At 40.0% G+C, this 19,956-nt stretch carries 16 protein-coding genes; 2 read left to right on the forward strand and 14 right to left on the reverse strand.

Translation table 11 applies throughout. The annotated features are described in order from the left end of the window. Positions 1–17 precede the first annotated feature (17 nt). The 7 genes from OZX68_04500 to ccpA all read right to left on the reverse strand — a co-directional run bounded on the left by OZX68_04500 (position 18) and on the right by ccpA (position 7,300). Positions 18–1,358 carry a DEAD/DEAH box helicase gene (locus tag OZX68_04500; GenBank protein ID WEV60189.1) on the reverse strand — a complete coding sequence of 447 codons (1,341 nt, stop codon included), beginning with the start codon at positions 1,356–1,358 and terminating at the stop codon, positions 18–20. 148 nt (positions 1,359–1,506) lie between these two features. Further along, positions 1,507–2,118 (reverse strand): superoxide dismutase, encoded by a 612-nt coding sequence (locus tag OZX68_04505; protein ID WEV60190.1) that lies wholly within the window; start codon positions 2,116–2,118, stop codon positions 1,507–1,509. A 30-nt stretch (positions 2,119–2,148) separates the two neighbouring features. Continuing rightward, a complete protein-coding gene (locus tag OZX68_04510) occupies positions 2,149–2,991 on the reverse strand; it encodes a transporter substrate-binding domain-containing protein (GenBank protein WEV60191.1) in 843 nt (280 codons plus the stop codon). Between the two features lie 252 nt (positions 2,992–3,243). Then, positions 3,244–4,260: a DNA polymerase III subunit delta gene (holA, locus tag OZX68_04515; protein ID WEV60192.1), complete on the reverse strand. Its 1,017-nt coding sequence runs from the start codon at positions 4,258–4,260 to the stop codon at positions 3,244–3,246. A gap of 1 nt (position 4,261) precedes the next feature. Beyond that, complete coding sequence (locus tag OZX68_04520; GenBank protein ID WEV60193.1) at positions 4,262–5,539, reverse strand: HAMP domain-containing sensor histidine kinase; 1,278 nt, start codon at positions 5,537–5,539, stop codon at positions 4,262–4,264. Further along, complete coding sequence (locus OZX68_04525; protein WEV60194.1) at positions 5,526–6,206, reverse strand: response regulator transcription factor; 681 nt, start codon at positions 6,204–6,206, stop codon at positions 5,526–5,528. The genes OZX68_04520 and OZX68_04525 overlap by 14 nt, the downstream gene beginning before the upstream one ends. A 98-nt stretch (positions 6,207–6,304) precedes the next feature. Beyond that, a complete protein-coding gene (gene ccpA, locus OZX68_04530; GenBank protein ID WEV60195.1) occupies positions 6,305–7,300 on the reverse strand; it encodes a catabolite control protein A in 996 nt (331 codons plus the stop codon). 233 nt (positions 7,301–7,533) lie between these two features. On the opposite strand from ccpA, the gene OZX68_04535 reads away from it, so the two are divergent. Then, positions 7,534–8,622, forward strand: a complete 1,089-nt coding sequence (locus OZX68_04535) for a Xaa-Pro peptidase family protein (protein WEV60196.1) — start codon at positions 7,534–7,536, stop codon at positions 8,620–8,622. A 68-nt stretch (positions 8,623–8,690) separates the two neighbouring features. Here OZX68_04535 and glsA read toward each other — a convergent pair whose 3' ends face one another. From glsA to OZX68_04560, 5 genes are all read right to left on the reverse strand, one after another. After that, positions 8,691–10,550 carry a glutaminase A gene (gene glsA, locus OZX68_04540; protein ID WEV60197.1) on the reverse strand — a complete coding sequence of 620 codons (1,860 nt, stop codon included), beginning with the start codon at positions 10,548–10,550 and terminating at the stop codon, positions 8,691–8,693. A 51-nt stretch (positions 10,551–10,601) separates the two neighbouring features. Beyond that, entirely contained in the window at positions 10,602–11,066 is a 465-nt protein-coding gene (smpB, locus tag OZX68_04545; GenBank protein WEV60198.1) for an SsrA-binding protein SmpB, read from the reverse strand. Beyond that, on the reverse strand, positions 11,029–13,419 hold the full coding sequence (gene rnr, locus OZX68_04550) for a ribonuclease R (GenBank protein ID WEV60199.1): 2,391 nt from the start codon (positions 13,417–13,419) through the stop codon (positions 11,029–11,031). The genes smpB and rnr overlap by 38 nt, the downstream gene beginning before the upstream one ends. Positions 13,420–13,488: 69 nt before the next feature. After that, positions 13,489–13,725 (reverse strand): preprotein translocase subunit SecG, encoded by a 237-nt coding sequence (gene secG, locus OZX68_04555; protein ID WEV60200.1) that lies wholly within the window; start codon positions 13,723–13,725, stop codon positions 13,489–13,491. Between the two features lie 77 nt (positions 13,726–13,802). Next, positions 13,803–15,545, reverse strand: a complete 1,743-nt coding sequence (locus OZX68_04560; protein ID WEV60201.1) for a ribonuclease J — start codon at positions 15,543–15,545, stop codon at positions 13,803–13,805. A 178-nt stretch (positions 15,546–15,723) separates the two neighbouring features. Between OZX68_04560 and OZX68_04565 the strand changes: the two genes are divergently transcribed. Continuing rightward, complete coding sequence (locus tag OZX68_04565) at positions 15,724–16,167, forward strand: NUDIX domain-containing protein (protein ID WEV60202.1); 444 nt, start codon at positions 15,724–15,726, stop codon at positions 16,165–16,167. A gap of 57 nt (positions 16,168–16,224) precedes the next feature. Here the strand turns inward: OZX68_04565 and OZX68_04570 are convergent, their stop codons facing one another. Together OZX68_04570 and OZX68_04575 are read right to left on the reverse strand one after the other, a co-directional pair. Then, positions 16,225–16,416 carry a hypothetical protein gene (locus OZX68_04570; GenBank protein WEV60203.1) on the reverse strand — a complete coding sequence of 64 codons (192 nt, stop codon included), beginning with the start codon at positions 16,414–16,416 and terminating at the stop codon, positions 16,225–16,227. A 33-nt stretch (positions 16,417–16,449) separates the two neighbouring features. Further along, positions 16,450–19,875: a pyruvate carboxylase gene (locus OZX68_04575; protein ID WEV60204.1), complete on the reverse strand. Its 3,426-nt coding sequence runs from the start codon at positions 19,873–19,875 to the stop codon at positions 16,450–16,452. Positions 19,876–19,956 lie beyond the last annotated feature (81 nt).

Raw genomic sequence — 19,956 nt, forward strand, 5'->3', positions numbered from 1 at the left:
TGGCTGAGGGCAGGATATTAGAAGCTTTGCTTCTTAGCCTTACGCTCAGCTCGTCCACGGGCCCTTTGTTCTTGACGACGTTGTTTCTTGTTACGCTCGTCAATGGCCCAGCCAATTTTTTTCTTATAACCTGGTTTAACTTTTTTCTTTTTCTTTTTGACAAGACCAATCATTGTAATATCAAGATCTTGTTTTGATTTTTCACGTTTTTCACGACGGTCACGGTCGTAAGTGTCGACAATTTCGCCGTTTTTAATAACCTTAGGTTGGAACTTAATGCCCATTTTTTCAAGGTCACGGATGGCAGAATCATCAGTCGGTGAATAAAGGGTGATTGCTGTACCTGAAAGACCATTACGGCCAGTACGCCCCACCCGGTGGATGAAGAATTCAAGATCACGAGGGATGGCATCATTAATAACATGACTAACCCCTTCAATATCAATCCCGCGGGCTGCAAGGTCTGTTGCTACCACATACTGATAGTCAAGATTTTGGACTGACTTCATAATACGCTTACGTTCACGCGGTGGAATCCCCCCATGAATTTTTGCAACCTTGAGACCGTTATTCACCAGGAAGGCATGAATCTCATCAGCACGCTCCTTGGTGTTGGCAAAAATCATTGCCAGGTATGGATTGATGGTCTTAACAACTTCAAGGAGTTGACTGTTGTTATTTTTCCCCTTGGTTGAAATCATCCAATTGTCAATAGTATCACTGATAATGGTCTTACTAGCAATTTTCTCAACCACTGGATTGTTCAAGTATTTTTTCAAAAATGGTTGTAATTTTTGCGGGATGGTTGCTGAAAAGACAAGCATCTGAACCTTCTTATCAAAGGTACTTGCAATCTTATCAACGTCTGTTAAAAATCCCATGTCAAGAGTCATATCAGCCTCATCAACAACATAAGTACTTGCTGTATAAGTTTTTAGGGCCTGAGAATTTACTAGGTCAAGTACACGACCAGGTGTCCCAATAACTAAGTGAGGCTGGTTGTTGGTCAATTTTTCAATCTGACGATTCTTATCAGTTCCACCAACATAGTTAACCACCCTAATGCGTTCATCATTTTCAACGAATTTCATGGCTGCATTATAAATTTGAGTGGCTAATTCACGGCTTGGAGCGGTAATTACTGCTTGAACTGTATCAGATTCTGGATTAATCTTTTGGAAGATTGGAATTAAGAAGGTGTGGGTCTTACCACTTCCTGTCTTTGATTCTCCAATGACATCTCGCCCCTGTAAAATCAAGGGAATAATTTTTTCTTGAACGGCCGTTGCATCCTTAAAGTTTATATCCTCTAAGGTTTTGTTAATAAATGGTTTTAGTTTAAAATCTGTAAATTTCATAGTATCCTCTCTCATTTTCCGATTAATAAACACTTATAGTGAATTGTGGAAATAATCAAGCTAATTTACAGATGTTCGTGTCTGAAAATTGCTCATTAGAACATTATATCAAAAAAACACGCCTCAAGACGTGCTTTTACAGAAAATACTATTTTGCTGCTGCGTAAAGCTCGTTAACTTTATTCCAATTTACTAGATCAAAGAAGGCTGCAATATAGTCTGGGCGTACATTATGATATTTTAAGTAGTAAGCATGTTCCCAAACATCAAGACCTAAAACTGGTGTAAGTCCGTCTGTAATTGGTGAATCTTGGTTGGCAGTAGACGTAATTTTTAAGTTACCATCTTCATCAACTACAAGCCAAGCCCAACCAGAACCAAAGCGGCCAACTGCTGCTTGCTTGAATGCTTCCTTAAAATCTTCAAATGATCCAAATGTTTCAGCAATGGCATCACCGATTTCACCATCAGCAGGTCCACCAGCATTTGGAGCCAAAATTTCCCAGAAGAATGAGTGATTTAGATGACCACCACCATTATTACGAACAGCACCACGGATATCCTCAGGTACCATGTCAAGGTCTTCAATTAATGCTTCTAGGCTTTCAACCTTTAAGTCTTGGTGTTTTTCCAAGGCTGCATTTAAGTTTGTGACATAGGTTTGATGATGTCTGTCATGGTGAAGTCTCATTGTAGCTTCATCAAAGTAAGGCTCTAAAGCATCGTATGCGTATGGTAATTCTGGTAGTGTAAATGCCATAATAAATATCCTCTTTTCTTTTATTTCCTATTATTTATATTGATCAGCAGCTGGAACATAGTCGCCCCCGTAAAACTCTTCAGAAAGTTTTTTAAGGGTTCCGTCTTCAGCAAGCTTTTTGACCTCTGTATTGACTGCCTTTTGCAGGTCAGATTCGTCTTGACCTAAAATAAAGTACTCATAGGTAGCGAAAACTGGATAGTCTTCAAGCTCAGGTACGTTACTTGCTAGGTCAAGGCCATTATTTTTAAGGAGAAGGTCTCCGTTAGACTTACTTGCGAACATGAAGTCAATCTTTCCAGACTCAACAGCTTCCATCCTAACCTTAAGTGGGTCTTCTGAGTAAGAAAAGTCAATCTTCTTGTCAGGATTTTCCTTGTTCCATTGTTCATAGATAGCCCCGTAGTTTGAGCCTGGTGGAACCAAGGTTTTTTTACCGACTAAATCTGCAATGCTTGTGAAATTTTCATCCTTCCTTGAAAAGATAGCGTTCACATTCTGCGAGATTGGATAAGAGAATAAGTATTTTTTCTCACGTTCCGCGGTCTTACCAAAGTTATTGGCACCAATCTGGGCACGTCCTGTATCAATATCAGTCAGAATAGTCTCATCTGGGACTTTTTTATAGTCAAACTCATATTGAGGTAGGGCATCATCTACGGCCTTTAAGACTTCAATATCAAAACCTGTAAGCTTGTCACCATCCATGTATGAATAAGGTCTTGAATCAGCTGTTTGTGCAATTGTTACCTTAGTTACCTTGTCACTTGAACTGCTGCTTTCAGTCTTAGAGCTTTTTGTTGAACATGCAGTAAGTAAGACTGTACTTGTTAAAAGGATTGCTCCTACTCCTAAAATATTCTTAAATTTCACTAAAACCTCCTAGTAATTCCTAACTATTAAAAGTTAAACTGTTGTATTCGTGGTTCAAAGAAGCCACTGCGACAGTAAACAAGGGCTAAGGATAAGCAACAAATCCTAAAATGCTACAAACGTTTACTTGTTTATTGTCTAATAATTCAGTCACATCGTCAAATAATAAGCTCACAAAATAATTTTTAACAAGATTCAACTTTTTTTGATTAATTATAATACAAAAAAAGGGATGAAATCATCATCCCTGGCCTAGATTTTTAAGGTCATTTTTATAATCAGGCTATCAAATAAGAAGACCTTATCCCCTCCTCCACTTTTTATCTGGTAGTCAAGGTCAATCAAATCCTTTAGGCTCTCAGCCAAAAATTTGTAAGAGAGGTTCTTAACTGCTTTTATGGCTAGCTTAATCCTATAGGGGTGGATTTTCATAACCTCCCTCATCTCCTCCTGTCCGTAACCCTTGGCTACAAGAAGCTTGACCTGATAAAATAAGCGGAAATTACCGGTTAAAATAGCCAAAAGCTTAATTATATCCTCTCCCTGAAGGGTCAAATCGCTAATAAGGCTTCTAGCAGCCTGGACGTGGCCACTTAGAATCATATCAGTCAAGCTAAAAATATTATCTTGCAGGGTCTTTGGTAAAAGTAAATCAAGGTCACCTCTTGTAACCTGCATGTCTTCCTTGTAGATTTTGACCAAATCCAAATTTCTTTTAATTAAAGAAAAATTATAAGAGGATTTTTCAAAGAGATAGACTAGGTTTGATCCATCAATTTTCAGCCCTAGCTGGTTGATGTAGGCCATAAAATAGGCTTTCAGCTCATACTCACTAAGGGCCTTGGCCTCAAGTAAAACAGCCTTTTGCTTTAACTTCTTTACGATTCTTCTTTTACTGTCTAATTTACCATGAACAAAGATTACTAAAACGGTAGTCTCAACAGGATGGTCAATATAAGACTCAAGCTGTAAAAGTTCAGCTTCCTTAAAGACAGACTTCTTGGCAGTCGAAATATCCCATAGATTTTCATAGATTACCAACCTCTGGTCTTCAAAAAAAGGCAGGCTTTCTAATTCTTCTAGGGCAAAACCTGTGTCTGCTTCAACCAAGTCCAAGTAAATCTGACTTAGGTTACTGACCTGGTAATCAACCTTGTCAAGAAGCTCTTCCTTGGCTTCTGACATAATGCTTTCATCTTCACCAAAAACCAGGTAGATTGGGGAAGGATTTTTCATATCAATGTTTTTTATTTGATCAAAAATAGTCATTTTATACCTTTAACTTAACTGTAAATTTTGAGCCCTTGGGCGTATTTTCAGAAACTTGAATTTTTCCATGCAGGCGGTCAACTATTTGTTTGGCTAGAGATAAACCTAAGCCAAAGCCACCAGTAGCACGAGTCCGTGCCTTGTCAACCCTGTAGAAGCGATCAAAAATCTTCTCCCTATTTTCAGGACTTATACCCTCACCATTGTCAGTCATGGTCATGACTAGGTAGTTGTTTTTTTCAGTAACTTTGGCAGTAATATGACCATCTGACCCAGTATATTTAAGGGCATTATCAAATAAAATCGTAAGTACCTGCTTGATTAAGCTCTCATCAATCTTGACTGAATTTGCGAGGGAAACAGTACTTGCAAAGGTCTTGCCCCTATCTTCAGCAAGCATCTCATAGCCTGAAAAAATATTTTCAAAAAAGTCTCCGTTGACACTCGTTAGATGGACTTCAAGAGCCTCATCACCCTTGGCTAGATTGAGGAGGTTGCTGGTTAAAATCCGCATATTTCTTACCTCATTTAAGCTTTCAGAGATATTCTCTGACTCCTCAATGATGGTAGCCTGGGGATGTTGAAACAAGAGCTCCAAGCGGTTTTGCAAGATGGCAAGCGGGGTCCGTAGTTCATGACTAGCATTTTCAACAAAACTCTTTTGTCTTTCATAGGCATCAACCAAAATCCGGTTACTCCACTTGGACAGGTAGACCGAAGCCACTAAAGATACAAACCAAAAGGCAATCATAACCCAGATAATAATCATCCTGCTCCTACTTAAACTTTCTGTCAACTGGTTGGTTGATGAAAGAATCTGGATATAGGAGATATTTTTAAAGCCCATGACTGAGATTGTCTTGGTTCTAAACTGCATCTCAGGCCCATAAGGATTGGGCAGGGAAATTGATCTAATGGTATTCAGGCTTGATTTCTCAAAGGTTATGGAATCAAAAATTACGGTATCAGTCAGACTAGCCCTTGAAGGATTTAAGATATTGCCCTTAGAATCATAAACGATAATCGTTTCATTGGTCCCAAAATTCCCTGTAGGCTTCAAGTCACTTGAACGACCATCTGAACCCTCACTGCCACTATTAGCCTGGAGGGCGATGGACACCAAAAGTGATGGGTTTGAGGATAATTTTTCAATATTAGCATCTGTTGAATCATAGAGGCCGCTGAACAGAACCTGGATAATTATTGCCCCTAAAAAGACAAAGATTACAGTGAAGGCGACAAAGAAATTGAGGAAGGATCTAAAATCATTTTTTTTCATATTCTCTTAAAATATAACCAACATTACGCAGGGTATTTAGATTTTTAGCAAAGGTGCTATCCTTGAGCTTTTTACGGAGCTTACTGATGTAGACCTCAACCACGGTAATTGTTGTATCACTGTCAAAGCCCCAAATTCGGTCAAAAATTTGCTCCTTGGGAAGAATTACATTTTGATTTTGCAAGAGATAAAGAAGCAAATCAAATTCTTTTCCCAGTACTTCAACAGGCTGGTCATCAAGTTTTACTGTATTGTTGCTTGGATTGACATAAAGGTTTCCATAGGTCAGGCTAGTATTTTCTAATTTTCCAGCCCTCTTTAAAAGAGCCTGAATCCGAGCCTTTAATTCTTCTAGGTAGAAGGGTTTTGTCAGATAATCATCTGCTCCAATTTCAAAGCCGTGCATCTTGTCATCAAGGCTTTCCTTGGCTGTCATGATGAGCACGGGGGTATCTACTCCCTTCTCTCTTAATTCCTTTAGGACATCAAATCCTTCTTTTTCAGGTAGCATTAAATCAAGCAAAATCAAGTCATAAATCTTTGACTCCGCCTCATAAAGGCCTTCTTCGCCATCAAATACTTGAGTAACTTCAACAAAGTTATCTAAATAATCAAATACTGAGTTAGATAAACTTAAATCATCTTCAACTAATAATACTTTAAACATTTTCATGCTCCCATTCTATCATATTTTTGCCCTGGTCCCTTTAAATTTGCCCCTAAAAAAGCTAAAAGAAGGCTCAACCTTCCTCTTAGCTTTTATCATTATTTTGTTGTTTTCTTGTTGGCAATTCCGTGCGGTAAGACTACTGTTTTTTCATCAATCTCTTCCTTGCCCATTAATTTGGTCAAAAGACGCATGGAAACAGCTCCGATGTCATAAAGGGGTTGCTCGATACTAGAGATGGCTGGACGGGTATAGTTGGTTACAGGTGAATTATTACTTGTAATAATCTCAAAATCATCTGGAATGCTTACACCAAGGTCCAGTAAGGCATCTAAAAGCCCCACAGCAAGCTCATCATTGGCTAGATAAGCTGCACTAGCTCCACTGGCTACAATTCTCTTAGCAATGTCAATTCCTGCATCATAGCTATAATTGCTTTCAAAGACCAGACCTTCAGTAAATTTAAGGTCATTTGCGGCTAGGGCATCCTTATAACCACGAAGGCGACCGTTATTGATTTCATCACGGAGGGAACCTGTGATGAAGGCAATCTTCTTATTGGCAACAGCCAGTTTGTTTACTGCATCAAAGGCTGCCTTTTCATAATCGATATTAACAGAAGCAAATTGGGCTTCCCCGTCAACCGTTCCAGCAAGAACAACAGGTGTTCTACTACGAGAAAATTCAGCCCTAACGCGATCAGAAATATGGTTACCCATAAAAATTATCCCGTCAACTTGCTTGGCCAAAAGGGTATTAACAACATAAACTTCCTTATTATCTTCCCCGTCACTATTAACGATAATGGCGTTATAGTTGTACATAGTCGCAATGTCGTCGATACCACGAGCTAGGGTGGCAAAATATGTATCTGCAATATTTGGAATAACCACCCCAACAGTAGTTGTCTTCTTGCTCGCTAGACCCCGGGCTACAGCATTAGGCCTGTAGTCCAGGCGGTCAATTACCTCCAAAACCTTCTTACGGGTAGTTTCCCTAACATTTGGATTACCATTGACAACCCGACTAACAGTTGCCATCGAAACATTTGCCTCACGAGCAACGTCATAAATAGTAATTGCTGTATCTTCCATTTTTCTTTTCCTTCCTTCAGATGAATGTCTACTCGTTTACTGAAAATACAATGAAAACGATTCGTATACCACAGTATAACAATTTATGTAAGCATTTTCAAGCCTATTGGTCTTGTAATTTTTTTAACTTGTTTTTCGCCTTCTTTCATGGAAAATAAAATAATTTTTAAATGTTATCTTTTACATGTTATAATGGTAGCTAATTAAAAATAATATTTAAAGGAGACTTATTTATGAAGGAAAAATTTGCAAAAATCCAAGACTTTCTTGCAGCAAATAACAGTGACATGACATTCTTGACCAATCCTACAACCATTAATTATCTGACAGGATTTGAATCAGACCCTCATGAGCGTATTATGGGCCTTATGATTTTTAAGGATAAAAATCCCATTCTCTTCACCCCAGCCCTTGAGGTTGAGCCTGCTAAAAAGGCTGTTGACTTTGAGGTCTTTGGCTATACAGATAATGAAAATCCTTGGCAGGTAATCAAGGAGCATCTGGCTGATTTTGACATTAAAAGCATTGCTGTTGAATATGATGACATCATCCTTAAAAAATCTGAAGGGCTACAATCAGTTTTCAACAACAGCTTCATCAATATTACCCCACTCATTCAAAAACTCCGCCTGATTAAATCCCCTGAAGAGATTGCAATCATGAAGGAATCTGGAGCCTTTGCTGACAAGGCCTTTGAAATTGGTTTCAACTTTGTGGCTGAAAATCCAGAGGCCACTGAAATGGATGTTATTGCAAAGATTGAATATGAGTTAAAACGTTTAGGAATTTCAAAAATGAGCTTTGATACTATGGTTTTAACGGGAGATAATGCAGCAAACCCACACGGTGAGCCTGGTGTTAACAAAATTGAACGTGACCGCCTCCTTCTTTTTGACCTAGGTACCATGTACAAAGGCTATGCAAGTGATGCGACTAGAACCATCGCTGTCGGGACTCCTTCTGACTTTGACCAAGAAATCTACAACATCGTTCTTGAAGCCCAACTGGCTGCCATGGACTTTGTAAAACCAGGTGTTACAGCTAATCAAATCGACAAGGTAGCCCGTGATGTGATTACAAAAGCTGGCTACGGGGAATATTTCAATCATAGGACTGGACATGGAATTGGAATGGATGTCCATGAGTTCCCATCAATTGGGGGAGTTGACGATATCACCATTGAAGAGGGTATGTGTTTTTCAATCGAACCTGGTATCTATATTCCAGGAAAAGTTGGTGTCCGCATCGAGGACTGTGTTTATGTTACCAAAGACGGCTGCCAGTCTCTTACAAACACCAGCAAAAAACTACTTAAATACTAAGCAAGCCAAAATTCATTACTATGTAAAAATGAAAAAATGAAAAAACCAAAGATTTCTTTGGTTTTTTTTCATTCCTTATCCTTTAATTCCTGATCGATCCGAGCTGACAGCTGATACATGGTACGATCAAAGAGCTCATAGCCACTTCGAGCCACAGTTTTCCACAAGGCTATCGAAAGGGGGATATCTTCCTGACTTATTCTCTTAATTGCTTCATTTGAAAGGTAGAAGAGATTGCTGTCAGTTTGGCTTTTAACACTAAAATCTCCACTGTCCTCATGAATTAAGGTATATTCACCAATGGTCATTCCGGCCATCAATACAGCAATTATCCTTTTTTCAAGTCCCTCACGGTCCCCGTAGAGTTCCACTGAAATTCGCCCCTTCATTATAAAATAAATACCTGATTTTGCCGTATGAGGTTCAAAGATTGGTGTTTTGGCTGGATAAAAAATTGGTTCTAAGTAGCCTATAAAGCGGTCTCTTTCCTGCTCGGAAAAAGCATCAAAGAACTCAAAGTCCTTTAAGGGAGTCATCTCTTCATCATCACTAGTTGATTCCTTGGCATACTTATCAAGAATTTGATTTTCTGCCCATTGGAGGGCCGATTCACTAAGCTTAAAGAGTTTCAATCCAGAAGGAATGTCCTGCAAATTTTCTGATTTAAACTTGGGATCAATAATGGCAATTGATTTTCCATCCTCAATCTGATCGCGGGCAATCTTATAAAGCATGGACCTTACAATGTCACTACTGTCTCCATCAGCTACAGAATCAACAAAGGTTATATCATAAATAAAGGTATCGACCCCTTCAGACTCCTCAAGGGACTCCCTAATCAGTTTTTCAGCCCCTGAAAAGAGAATATCCCCTTGGGCTTCAATTACCTTGGCCCTTGGTCCATACTCGATTAAAATATCTTCCTCTTCCTTGGTTCGCCTAAGGATTGATGGTCTTTCATCAATGGTATAGATTGCCCTTATAGCTGAAGATGCTGCCCTAGCAATATTCATAATATGGAGGTGAAGCTCCCGGCTCATGGCTTCAAAGGCTTTAACTCCTCTAATAGAGTTTCCGTGGTTGTCAAGTCTTGGTGAAAATACTGCTATGGCTAATTGGCCTGGGAGAACTCCGATAATGCCACCTCCAACACCTGATTTTGCAGGAAGACCAACTGAGGTCATCCAGTCACCAGCCCCATCATACATCCCAGCTGTCATCATGACTGATAAAACACGCTCAACAATTTCAGGGCTGACAATTTTTTTCTTGGTCAGAGGATGGATGCCGTCATTAGCAAGGGTAGCTGCCATGAGAGCTAAATCCTCAGTGTTTACTAAGGTTGAACATTGCTCAAAATAAGCAGCCAGTACTTCTTCTGGATTACCTTCAATAATGCCAAAATTTTTGAGCATCCAGGCAATGGCCCGATTTCTGTGGCCTGTTTCAGACTCTGATTGGAAGACACCAAAATCAGGATGAAGTTCCCGGCCTGCAAAGTCTGAATAAAATTTTCTAATCCTCTCATAACGTTCTTCAGAGGAGCGTCCCTTGACCAGGGATGTACTTGTTATGGCACCTGAATTAATCATCCCATTTTTGGGCCGATTGGACCTTGCATCTAAGGATATTTCATTAAAGGCATCCCCTGATGGTTCTACATCAATTTTTTTATCAACTAGGGCAAAGCCGTTATCCGAGATAGCCAGAGCATAGGTGAAGGGTTTTGAGATTGATTGAATGGTAAAAAGTTGGTCGGTATCACCGTACTTATAGACCTGTCCATCGGCTGTGGCTAAGACAATCGCAAATTTATCAGGATTGACCTTGGCGAGTTCAGGAATATAGTCTGCGACCTCGCCTCTTTTATCCATTATAAAACGCGTGTAAATATCCTTTAAATATTTTTCAATTGGTGATTTTATCATCTGCCTGCCCCCTTTTCCCTAAAATGATTAAAAATAACTCTCCTAGGAAAGTTATCTGTTATAGTTTTTTAATTGTCGGGCAATTTCCCTGTTCTGTTCCTTACGTTTGATAGTTTCTCGCTTGTCATAGTTTTTCTTACCTCGGGCAAGACCCATGAGCACTTTTGCATAGCCATCTTTTAAATAAACCTTTAAGGGAACAAAGGTCATCCCATTTGTTGAAAGTTCAGCTGCAATCTTTGCAATCTGCTTTTTATGAAGCAAAAGCTTCCTAGCTCTGACTGGATCAACATTTGTAATATTACCCTGCTCATAGGGTGAAATATGGACATTAGACAGCCATATCTCACCATTTTTTACACGGGCAAAACCATCCTTGAGGGTAATCCTTGCAGCACGGACACTTTTTATCTCAGTCCCGGTCAAAACAATTCCTGCTTCAAAGCTTTCAACGATTTCATAGTCATGACTGGCCTTCTTATTTTGTGCGACTACGTTTCCCTGACCTTTTGGCATTATTATTCCTCCCTTTTTTAGATTTTGCTACTTGCTTGTAAAAAGGTTTTTTATCCTTATTACCAGAAGATTTTTTCTTGTTTCTTGAATCTCTCCTAGGCTGATCTGACTTATCTCGGTCATCTCGCCTTGCTTTATCCCTTGATCTACCAGATTTACCAGCCTTCTTGCTTCTTTTTTCATGAACATCTAACTCACTTGGGATGTGTTCAAAGTCGATATCCCCAGTATTTCGGTCGGCCTTGGTTAGTCCAACTTTAACCTCTTGTCCTACCTTGAAAACAAGGCCTGATTTTTCCCCTTCAAGGGTCATGGTACGCTCTTGGTAGCGGAAATACTCCTTACCTAGGGACTTGATGTGAACCAGGCCTTCGATGGTATTTGGTAGTTCGACAAAGAAGCCAAAGGTCGTAACAGATGAAATAACACCTGTAAATTCTTGGCCAACATATTGCTCCATGTATTCGGCCTTCTTCATCTTCTCAACTTCACGCTCAGCATCAACAGCCCTACGCTCCATCTGGCTCGAATGTTTGGCAATTTCAGGAATCTTCTCAAGCCAGTAGTCAATTACCTGACTACTTGGACTTGCCATCTCCCTAATCATACGGTGAACAATTAAGTCTGGATACCTTCTGATTGGACTTGTAAAATGGGTATAATTTTCTGCTGCAAGACCATAGTGACCTTCATTATTTTCATCATATCTGGCCTGCTGCATTGATCTTAACAGCATGGTTGCAAGGACTTCCTCACCTGGTTTACCCTTGATTTTCTCCATAAATTGCTGTAAATCTTTTTGTCCCATCTTTTGAGCCGTTCCCTTAATTGGAACTCCAAAGGCTGAGGCAAAGTCAATAAATCTGGTAAGTTTGTCGGCCTTAGGATGTTCATGGATACGGTAGATAAATGGAAGATTAAGGCTTGAAAAATGACCAGCTACAGTTTCGTTAGCAACCAACATGAAGCTTTCAATTAATCTTTCAGCAACTCCCCTATTACGTTTAATGATATCAATAGGATTTCCAGCCTCATCGACAATGATTTTAGCTTCTTCGGTATCAAAGTCAATTGCTCCGCGTCTTTTACGCATGGCTTCTAAAATTTTATGTAAGTCAGCCATGAGTTTGATGCTTTCAAGAAGGACTTCATATCTCTCTGTCAGCTCAATATCGCCTGCAATTATCTTATTAACATCACTATAGGTCATGCGTTCAGTTGTCTTAATGATTGATTGGGAAATCTGATAGTCAACAACGCGGCCCTCATGATTAATCTCCATAACACATGACTGGGTCAGACGGTTGACCTTAGGATTTAGGGAACAAATCCCATTTGACAAGCGTTCTGGAAGCATAGGAACCACACGGTCTGTAACATAAACACTGGTTCCACGCTCATAGGCTTCCTTGTCTAGTGGTGACTCATTGGTCACATAGTGGGATACATCAGCAATATGGACACCCAGCTCATAATTTCCATTTGGTAAAAGGTTAATGTGAACGGCGTCGTCAAGGTCCTTGGCATCAGCACCATCTATGGTAAAGATAATCTGATCCCTGTAGTCAACACGACCCATGAGGTCAGCTTCAGAAACTATTTCATGAACCGCATTCGCCTGATCAATAACCTCTTCAGGAAATTCACTTCTAATATCCATTCCTTCAAGAACTTCAAGAACATCAATCCCCTTGTCTGTTGGGTTCCCGATAATTTCTGTTACCAGTCCCTGCATGGAAGTTGGAAATTCTTCATCAAGATAGTGGGTGATTTCAACTTTAACAATCTGTCCATCTGCAGGTCTTAGGCCTTTGGGACTTAAGTAAGTATTAAAGGGTACCTTCTTATTTTTACTTTTGATGTAGCCAATCAAATCACTTTCTGCTTCCTCATCCTTTGAGAAGGCAAAAAATTGACCTACCATTTGCTTGAGGTCATGGCTAACAATTCCTACAACCTTACCTTCAGCTGATGTTCCTTCAAGAACATTAGCAGGCTTTGTAATTTCAATTTGAACAGTATCTCGGTCAAGGGCAAGAAGGGTTTTTCCCCGCGGAATAAAGACATCTGGCTCATCTGAGGCAATAGTTACAAAACCAAATCCATTGGCATTGGCATGAAAAATTCCTTCAATGCCGATAGGAGCTTGTTTTGCTGCCTTATCAATCCCGTAAATCTCGCCTAAATCAGTAAAGGCTAAATCGCCTTCTGCTTCCATCTGTGCAATAACTTTTAAGTACTGTTTGAAGTCATGCGCCTGATCAAGCCCCAAACTTCCTGCTAATTCTTGAATGTTCACTGGATTTCCATCAGCCAAACATTCTTTAATTTTATCTTTTATTTTTATATTCATTTTCTTCTCTTATTTCTTTTAAAATTAATTTGAAAAAAAGTTGGGAATCCCCCAACTTAGCTTCTTTATTTACTTACTTGATAATATTACTAACACAAAACCAATAATCAACCAAACAGTAACCATAAGGGCAGTAAATCGCTGCATTACAGCTTCAAATCCACGTGCCTTTCGTCTTTCAAACAACTGCTCACCGCCGCCTGATAAAGCACTGGCTGCTGAATCTTGTTTAGATGGTTGCATGATAATTGAAATGATGATAATCACTGATAAAATAAGTAAAATTGTTACAAGTGCGTTATACATAGCTTCTCCTGAGTTTTTCAATATGCATATTATAGCATAAATTTATTTTTTTATCAGCACTAAGTCTAAACTTATGCCTAATCCTGCTTGTCCTCTGACTTAGCCTTGGCTGGCTTTTTCTTCTTAGCCTTCTTGCGGGTGCTCTTATTAAGATTTTCTTCAGATCTAACTTCCATCACCACCGGTAAAATAACAGGACGGCGTTTGGTTTGGTCGTATAGGTATTTACCAAGGGCATCACGAATATCTTGCTTGATTTCAGTCCAATCAAAGTCCCCTTTTTCAAGGTAGTTGGTAACAGTTTGATTGACTAAGTCTGAGCTATCTTTGATTAGGTCACGACTTTGTTTAACATAGACAAATCCTCTGGTATGAACCTTGGCACGGCTGATGATTTTCTTCTCCTTCTTGCTAATAGTAATTACAGCAATGAAGATACCATCTTCTGACAAAATTTTACGGTCACGAAGGACAATACTTCCGATATCACCAACACCACTTCCATCAATCATGATGTTTTCAGCAGTCACAACACCAGCTGGTACAAAGACCCCATCTTCATAGGAAATAACATCTCCACGTTTGAGGATAAAGATGTCCTCAGGCTTAATCCCAATTTCCATGGCATGTTCGGCATGGGCTTCAAGCTCCCTGTACTCTCCTTGGACTGGAATAAGGTTTTGGGGCTTCATGATGTCGATCATGGTTTGAAGATCACGCGAATTTGCATGTCCTGAAACATTTATCTCACTAGCAAGAAGCTTCATCACGCCGCCAGCCCGGTAAACAATGTTTTCTGTTTTAGCAACAAAGGTCTCCATTGAAACAGTTGGACTTGTAACAGCAAAGACTAAGTCGCCCTCTTTGATTTTGACCTGCTTGTTGCGTCCTGTAGCCATGTCAGCAACTGACCTGATAGGCTCACCCATACGACCAGCTTCAAGGATAAGAACCTCTTCATCTGGATATTTTTTAAGCTCTTTTAGGGGAACAATCATAGCGTCGTCAACATTTAATTTACCCAGACGACGGGCAGTTTTTACAATCTGATCCATGTCATGACCTGTTAGAGCAACAACCCTTCCAGCCCTTGCTGCAGCGTCAATTGTTTGTTGGATGCGGGCCAAATTTCCTGCAACACTGGCTACAATTACACGCCCCTCCCAGTCTGAGATTACGTCAAATATTTTTTCAGCAACTTCATTTTCACCAGATGATTGGGCACTTGCTAGGGCATTGGCTGAATCACTTAAAAGAGCCAATACTCCCTGGTTACCAATCTCAGCCAGTCGACCTAGATTGGTCTTGTAACCAGCTGGAACGGCTGGGTCAAATTTAAAATCACCCGTGTAGACAATGTTTCCTTTATCGGTTCCAATCACAATACCCAGGCTATCTGGGATAGTGTGGGTTGTACTAAAGAAAGAAATATTAGCTGTTCCAAAGTCAATTTCAGTCTTTTCATTGACGACATGAAAATCATTGAATTTTTTAGTTAAGTCATAAGCCTTGACGTTAATTTTAGCAAGTTCAATGGTAAGTTCACTTGCAAAAACTGGTGCTTCTACCTGAGCTAGGAGGTAAGGTAAGCCTCCAATAGCATCTGGGTGACCATGGGTTAAAAAGATACCTGCAACTCGGTCAGCATTTTCTTCAAGAAAACTTGTATCAGGAATAACAAAGTCAACTCCAAGCATCTCGCTTTCAGGATACTTCAAACCAGCATCAAGGACGAAGATTGATTCATCTACCTCAACAGCATACATGTTTTTTCCGAATTCACGAACCCCACCCAAGGGAATTATTTTTATATCACTCATTTATTTTTCTCCAATATATTTTAAAATCTTTTTTTTCAAGCAACTACTATTAGTTACTACTGTCTAATACACTTTTTCAAGTATAGCATTTTTTGAAAAAATTTTCAATTTTGATAGATTTACTAGTCCCATATAATAGATTATAATTAATAAATCAAAATAATATAAGGAGAATCAAGTGACTGAAGATCTAACCCTTAATACTAGTAGCGGTAAAGTCAATCTTCGTGTAGCTGCCTGGATTGAAACCCGTGGTAAATTTTTAGTAGCCGAATTTCCAAATGGCAACATGTCCCTCATGGGTGGTCGAATCAAATTTGGTGAATCTAGCCAGGAGGCCTTAGAAAGAGAGGTCTTAGAAGAAAGTGGACAGGTGCTTAAGGACTCAAAGTTTATGGCCCTTGTGGAAAACTTTTATCAAAACGCCAGTTCCTACCATGAACTCTTGTTTATTTACAGCTGTCAAATTGAAATCTTAGACAAGTATGAATCTGAAGAAGAATTCGTCAATCTCAAATGGATAATCAAGGAAGAATTGGGGCAAGTAAGGCCTAAAATTATGGCCAATTTGGCTAGTGTAAATCCACAAGATTATCCCCTCCATTTGGTCAATCGGGATTAAATTTTACTTATCCAGCAAAAAAAACCTCAAGTCTTTTAACTGGAGGTTTTTTTATTCTTATTTTTGTGAATCCTTGGAATCTTCCTGCTGGTTTACATAGTTGGCCTTAATATAAAGACCATATGCCTTAAAGGCCAGCCAAAACAAAATAAAGAAGAGAACAAAGAAAATGTTTTTAGTAAAATAACTTAGGCCAAAGAAAACAACCACTAAAAGACCTAAAAGTAAAGTATAGTTAATTTTTTTCATAGACACTTATTCTCCTTGTTCTATCATTTTTTCTTAATTTTTTTCGAGTTCAACCAAGAGGTCGCCCGTTTCAATCCTATCACCATCTTCAACAAGAACTTTTTTAATCCTTCCTGCAAAAGGTGCCTGAATAGAGGTCTCCATCTTCATGGCCTCAGTAATAAAGAGGCTATCTCCTTTTTGGACCTCATCACCTGATTTAACAAGGACCTTAAGGACAGAACCAGTCATGGTAGCACCGATTTCCTCTTCCTTACTTGAATCGGCCTTAGGATTTTGCTTGCTTGCTGTCTTGGCTGAAGCGTCTCTCACGACAATCTCCCTCCTTTGACCATTTAAGTTGAAGAAGAGGGTTCTATCACCATGCTCGTCAATATCCCCTATCTGATCAAGACGGATTAAAAGACTCTTACCCTTCTCAAGCTCAAAAGTAATTGACTCTCCCACTTCCATTCCCTGGAAGAAGGTTGGTGTATCAAGAAGGTTAACATCAGCATACTGGTCATAGGCTTTTCTGTAATCAAGGAAGACCTTAGGATACATAATATAGCTTAAAAGCTCCTCTTGCTTAGGTTTGTAGCCGATTAGTCCTTCAAGCTCCTTACTTAAAAGCTTAAAATCAACTTCCTTGGCTAAACTTCCTGGTCTTACGGTATAAGCTTCTTGACCCTTAAGAACTAGCTTTTGAAGCTCCTTAGGAAAACCAAAGGCCGGTTGACCTAAATCCCCCCTAAAGAAGGAGATTACAGAGTCTGGGAAGCTTAAATCACGCCCTTTTTCGTAGATATTTTCCTCATTTAGTCCATTTTCGACCATAAATAGGGCCATGTCACCTACAACCTTTGATGAAGGGGTAACTTTTACGATGTCACCAAAGAGCATGTTGACCGTTTGGTACATCTTAGTGACCTCGTCCCAGCGGTCTAAAAGGCCGACACCCTTGGCCTGCTGCTGGAGGTTAGAATACTGTCCTCCTGGCATTTCATGCATGTAGACGGACGGATTAGGACCTGTTAGTCCATTTTCAAAGGCCTTATAGTCGGCCCGAACTCCCTGCCAGTACTGGTTGATTTTATCAGCATTTTCCACATCAAAGTCTGGTTTTCGGTCAGACCCTTCAAGGGCATAATAAAGACTGGTCATACTTGGCTGACTGGTAGCACTACTCATGGCTGGGATGGCAAGGTCAACGATATCAACGCCCGCCCGAACAGCCTCTGCATAGGTAAAGATTCCATTACCACTTGTATCATGAGTGTGAAGGTGGATTGGAAGGCTGGTTACATCCTTAAGTTCAGAAATAAGCTCATAGGCAGCTTGCGGTTTCAAAAGACCAGCCATGTCCTTGATGGCAATAATATGAGCTCCTAGGGCTTCAAGCTCACGGGCCAATTCCTTATAGTATTTAAGGGAATATTTTTGCCTGTTAGGATTATTAATGTCTCCAGTATAACAAATTGTTGCCTCAGCAATCTTACCAGCATCTCGAACGGCCTGGATTGATTTATCCATCTGCTCGACCCAGTTTAGGCTGTCAAAAATTCTAAAGACGTCAATCCCCTGACTGGCTGCTTCCTTAATGAATTCAACCAGGACATTATCAGGATAGTTTGAATAACCCACAGCATTTGACCCCCTAAAGAGCATTTGCATGAGGGTATTAGGCATGGCAGCCCTGAATTTTCTAAGTCTTTCCCAGGGATTTTCTGTTAGGAAACGGTAGCTGACATCAAAGGTTGCTCCCCCCCACATCTCAGCTGAAAAGAGATTAGGAAAGGCCTTTTCTGTTAAAGCTGCCACTTCAAGTAAATCCTTGGTCCTTAGGCGGGTTGCTAGAAGACTTTGGTGGGCATCACGGAAGGTTGTGTCCGTTAAAAGGACTTTCTTCTCCTCTTTGACCCAGTTAGATACAGCATCAGCCCCTTCAAGATCTAAGACATTTTTGGCTGTGATAATTTTTTTGTCAGGCAGGTTTAGCTCCTTTGGTAGGTATCTGTCTGAGATAAATTTTTTCGATTTTTCAACCCCTGGAAAACCATTAACGGTGATTTGACTAATGTATTTCAAAGTCTTATTCCCACGGTCACGGGTGGCTGAAAACTTAAATAAATCAGGCTCATTGTCAATAAATGTTGTAAGAGCAGTCCCTGATCTAAAGGCTTCATGATTGATTACATTTTGCATGAAGGGAATATTGGTCTTAACCCCGCGAATCCTAAATTCCCTTAGGCAACGCTCCATTTTTTGGATGGCCTGCTCAAGGCTACTTGCATGGGTACAAACCTTTACCAAAAGGGAGTCAAAGTAAGGTGTTACTACTGCTCCTGCATAGGCATTACCAACATCAAGACGGACCCCGAAACCACCTGGAGAGCGGTAGGTATCAATTTTACCAGTATCTGGCATAAAGTCATTGAGGGGATCTTCTGTGGTAATCCTACATTGAATAGCAACTCCCTTGTGGGTTATCTTATCTTGACTTGGAATACCACACTCTTCAAGGGTTAGGCCTTGGGCAATTAGGATTTGACTTTGGACAATATCGATGTCTGTAATCATCTCAGTTATGGTATGCTCCACTTGGACACGAGGATTTACCTCGATAAAGTAAAAGTCATCACCTTCAACCAGAAATTCAACCGTTCCTGCATTAATATAGCCTACATGCTCCATAATTTGGACGGCTGCCTGGCAGATTTTTGCTCGCATGTCATCTGTTAGAGAAATACAAGGGGCAACTTCTACAACCTTCTGGTGTCTTCTTTGAACAGAACAGTCCCTTTCAAAAAGATGAACCACATTACCGTGCTCGTCCCCTAAAATTTGGACCTCAATATGTTTGGGTTGGCCAATGTATCTCTCAGCATAGACCTCGTCACTTCCAAAGGCAGATTTGGCTTCACTTCTTGCCCTCTCATAACCTTCTTTGGCCTCCTTTTCATTGCGGGCGATACGCATACCGCGTCCTCCCCCACCAAGGGCTGCTTTAATCATGATTGGATAGCCGTACTTGTCTGCAAATTCAAGGATGTCCTCAACTCCTGCAACAGAGCCTTTGGTTCCAGGGATGGGGCTAATTCCTGCATCCATAGCTGCTTGTTTGGCCTTAATCTTGTCACCAAAAATATCCAGGTGGTGAATACTTGGACCAATGAAGATTATTCCTTCTTCCTCACATCTTTTGGCAAGGTCAATATTTTCAGAAAGAAAACCATAACCTGGGTGAATGGCACTGGCATTAGTATCTTTTGCAATCCTTATGATATCTTCAATATCCAAGTAGGCTTCAATTGGCTTTTTACCAGCCCCAACCAAATAAGCCTCATCAGCTTTAAAACGGTGAACTGAGTACTCATCTTCGGCTGCATAAATGGCAACTGTTGAGATACCTAATTCTGTACAGGCCCTAAATACTCGTGTGGCAATCTCTCCCCTATTGGCGACTAAAACTTTCTGCATGTATTGTCCTCTCCTTAATTCGATTATTATGTATGTTCTCTAACAAAATAACTACTTCACCAGTATAGCACGATTCTTGTG

The organism is Streptococcaceae bacterium ESL0729, from assembly GCA_029391995.1.
GTDB lineage: Bacteria > Bacillota > Bacilli > Lactobacillales > Streptococcaceae > Floricoccus.